Source organism: Bacillus haikouensis (assembly GCF_013179555.1).
GTDB lineage: Bacteria > Bacillota > Bacilli > Bacillales > Bacillaceae_B > Rossellomorea > Rossellomorea haikouensis_A.
The window spans coordinates 1-3,239 of record NZ_JABMCR010000377.1 but is presented as its reverse complement, the minus strand read 5'-3'; the positions used below and the strand labels follow the sequence as shown (position 1 = coordinate 3,239).

3 protein-coding genes and 1 pseudogene are annotated in these 3,239 nt (G+C 40.0%); all 4 read right to left on the bottom strand.

Annotation, left to right across the window (positions count from 1 at the left end; genetic code table 11):
* Positions 1-175 (bottom strand): annotated as a pseudogene (locus HP456_RS21805) (1-deoxy-D-xylulose-5-phosphate reductoisomerase); the annotation flags it as partial.
* 35 nt (positions 176-210) lie between these two features.
* Complete coding sequence (locus HP456_RS21800) at positions 211-996, bottom strand: phosphatidate cytidylyltransferase (protein WP_172255024.1); 786 nt, start codon at positions 994-996, stop codon at positions 211-213.
* Positions 996-1,787: an undecaprenyl pyrophosphate synthase gene (gene uppS, locus HP456_RS21795; protein ID WP_172255022.1), complete on the bottom strand. Its 792-nt coding sequence runs from the start codon at positions 1,785-1,787 to the stop codon at positions 996-998. Before uppS ends, HP456_RS21800 begins: the two co-directional genes overlap by 1 nt.
* A gap of 865 nt (positions 1,788-2,652) precedes the next feature.
* A complete protein-coding gene (gene frr / locus HP456_RS21790) occupies positions 2,653-3,210 on the bottom strand; it encodes a ribosome recycling factor (protein ID WP_172255020.1) in 558 nt (185 codons plus the stop codon).
* Positions 3,211-3,239: the final 29 nt, after the last annotated feature.

Below are 3,239 nucleotides of genomic sequence, written 5' to 3'. Positions count from 1 at the left end.
CACTTTGGACAGATACAAGAGAGGGTTTGAATTCTATAATCATCTTTCTTGCACCATCAATATTTTTGCCAACTGAAAAGGCAGTCAGATTGAACTCTTCAGGATGTTCCCGTATTACATCGAGAGTCTGGGTTCCTATTGAACCTGTTGCTCCCATTAAACTAATTTTCTTCAAAAATTAACACTCCTCCCGCAACGACCTTCTCTTTCTTATAAAAGAAAATAAAGAAGGGGTAAAACAAATAAGAGACTGTCGAACCTGTCAAGCATTCCTCCATGGCCCGGCAATAGGTGACCAGAATCTTTCACTTTATAATGACGCTTTAAAGCAGATTCCACCAAATCCCCCATTTGACCAAAAATGGATAAAATGGCCGTTACAACAATCAGCTTTGGAATGGACATTTCCAGATCGCTTAAGAACGTCATGATTACTCCTACGATAATGGCACAAACCACGCCGCCAAGAAATCCTTCTACCGTTTTATTAGGACTGATATGAGGCCAAAGCTTCCTCTTTCCTATGGCTTTACCAATGAAGTAAGCACCTGAATCTGTTGCCCAGATGATGAACAGGGCATAAAACACATACTGTACTCCTTCTTCCAGACGGATTTCCATAAAGTAATAATACCCGATCCCGACATACAGGATGCTAAGCAACGAGAAAGCTACATCATCAAAAGTAAATCGATTCTTCGTAATGACTGTATAGGTTAAAAAAATCAAGACGGCAAAAAAGGAAAGCTCGATCTTGGAATATCCAATATAACTGATAATTCCTATGTAAGTTTCAGGTATCAGGAATATCCAGAGTATGGCCAAGGACAGTAATCCTGGTATAGAATAGATTTTCTGTCCTCTCATCTTCAGTGCTTCGTAAAGACTCACCGAAGCGATCAGGTACATCAGTATGATAAACGGAGATTTACCATACAGGATGACAGGTAAAAATACAGCTGCTGCAACAATTGCAGTTAAAATTCTTTGTTTCATTATAATTCCTCACTTTGTAACCCGCCGAATCTTCTTGAACGACCTTGATATGCTTCAATTGCTTCGGTTAATTGTTCTTTACCGAAATCCGGCCATAAACATTCTGTAAACCAAAACTCAGTATAAGCCAACTGCCAAAGCATAAAATTGCTCAATCGGATCTCACCGCTTGTTCGGATCAGCAGATCTGGATCTTTCAATTCTTTCGTCATCAAATAATTAGAAAATACTTCCTCATCTAATTGTTTTTCATCTAGTATACCATTTTGCACATCTTTTAAGACATGCTTGATGGAATCAAGTATTTCTGCCCTGCTTCCATAATTGAGGGCAAAATTCAAGATCAGCCCGTCATTCTCTTTCGTCGCATCAATTGCCTTGTTCACAGCCCTCAATGTATGGGGCGGAATTGCTTCTTGAACCCCCATCATTTTTACCTGAACGTTTTCCTCTATTAATTCAGGAAGGAACGTACCGAGAAACTCTTCCGGTAGTTTCATTAGAAATTCCACTTCCATCTTCGGGCGTTTCCAGTTTTCTGTCGAAAATGCATATAAAGTTAATGCTTCTATACCTAATTCATTTGCGAGCTTAGTTATTCTGCGTACACATTTCATCCCCTCGTGGTGACCTGCAACTCTTGGAAGAGCTCTTTTCTGTGCCCAGCGGCCATTGCCATCCATAATAATGGCGATGTGCCCGGGGATGGGGTGATTTAATAATTCCTGGAAGCGCTCGTCAACATTTTCATTATTTTGTTGTCGTTTCCATTGTTTAAGCTTGTTTAGCATAAGATTTCCTCCACCAACAATCCAAAAAATATTTACCCTTACTATCATATCAAAAAACAGAGAAGATATCTTCAAGAAAATCCTTTATGCTTCATTCCATACAAGTGATTAGTGGTTAATTCAATAGGCTGATTTGTAATTATGTTTCCCATAACAAAAATAGGCCGTTTCTTGCGGCTCCTGTCACTTGCTTTCCGCGGGGAGGGAGTCAAGCCTGCCCGACGTCTGCAGAGACTTGACTTCCCCTCTCTTTTCACAGGAGTCAAGCGCCTTCCGCTCCGATCCATTCTGGTTTACCATGGAGTAAAAAATTTTAAAAGTGAACAAAATTAGAAAAATGTCAATTTGCTATGAATGTCTTTAGTAAGGGACAGCAGGAGATCGATCATCTTACTTCAGCATTTTGCTATGTTATGTATTTAAACGATTCCAACTGATAATTGAACGTCAGACGAAAATTCATGCGGGTAAAACAAGACACATAAGAATTGTTCAGCTCTATTGCTTATAGGCGCATGTCCTAAACTAAATCGGCCAAGAAGGCAACAGACACCTTACAGGCCAATTCATCTTATGCTTCTATGGGCTGATCGCGGACGCCGCTTTTCTATCCCGCATGAGCATGGCATCGCGGGTAGCTTATCGGCTGCCGGCGGAAAACGATGTCTTGTATATCAAGCTACAGCTTAAAAACATCAAAACAACAACAAGCGATTGCGATTTTAAAAGCTTCAATTTTCTGCCGGCCGTTATCGGACATCTATTTTATGGATATACAGAAATAGAAATTATGTACGGAAAAGGGGCTGCCCCATAAGGAATATGAGTTCACTTATAGGCCAGCCCCTAAATAAGAATGTTTGAGTTATACTTCCAATATTTCTTTTTCTTTATCTTTCATGATACCGTCGATTTTCGAAATACTTTCATCTGTTGCTTTTTGAACGTCATCTGAGAATCCACGAAGATCATCTTCTGTTATGTCTCCATTTTTCTCTTTTTTCTTTAAATCGTCATTTGCATCACGACGGATGTTACGAATAGCAACTTTAGCATCTTCTGCTTCTTTTTTCACTAATTTGACAAGGTCTTTACGGCGCTCTTCCGTCAAAGCCGGAATGACGATCCGAAGGATATTGCCGTCACTGGTAGGTGTAATACCCAAATCTGACTTTAAGATCGCTTTCTCGATATCACCTAGTGCGGATTTGTCGTAAGGTTGAATGACAAGCATTCTTGCTTCCGGAATCGAAATTCCCGCCAATTGATTTACTGGTGTTGGAGCACCATAATAATCCACTGTGATTTTATCAAGTAAAGACGCGTTGGCTCTTCCCGCACGAATACTCGCTAATTCACGGGAAAATGTTTGAATGGCTTTTGTCATTCTTTCGTTGGCATTTGCTATTATCGTATTTGGCATTATGCTTTCCCCCTAACTATAGTACCGAT

Excerpts from the sequence above, each read along its gene's own strand:
- HP456_RS21800 (WP_172255024.1), bottom strand. The coding sequence starts at position 996 with ATGAAACAAAGAATTTTAACTGCAATTGTTGCAGCAGCTGTATTTTTA.
- frr (WP_172255020.1), bottom strand. The coding sequence starts at position 3,210 with ATGCCAAATACGATAATAGCAAATGCCAACGAAAGAATGACAAAAGCC.
- uppS (WP_172255022.1), bottom strand. The coding sequence starts at position 1,787 with ATGCTAAACAAGCTTAAACAATGGAAACGACAACAAAATAATGAAAAT.